Source organism: Acinetobacter sp. USHLN143 (assembly GCF_037145695.1).
GTDB lineage: Bacteria > Pseudomonadota > Gammaproteobacteria > Pseudomonadales > Moraxellaceae > Acinetobacter > Acinetobacter fasciculus.
On sequence record NZ_JBBCWZ010000332.1, the window covers coordinates 1 to 223 of the forward strand.

Annotated in this window: 1 protein-coding gene; it reads left to right on the plus strand. The window is 30.5% G+C overall.

The features are described from left to right. Window positions 1–223 (plus strand): transposase (locus WFH18_RS18260; RefSeq protein WP_336755468.1); only part of this gene is annotated, 223 nt, incomplete at both ends.

Sequence of the window (223 nt, forward strand, 5' to 3'; positions counted from 1 at the left end):
ATGATGTCAAGATTGCTCCCAAAATGATTGAAAAACTTGATTTGAGTGAAACGGAAGTATGTTGTGCAGACAAAGGATATGACTCTGAATCATTAAGAGAACAAATATCTGTGAAAAAAACTAAAGCGAATATTCCAAGAAAATCAAATACTCAGTCAAATAATGATCATATGGATTGGTATTTATATAAAATCAGACACTTAGTTGAGAATGCATTTTGTAG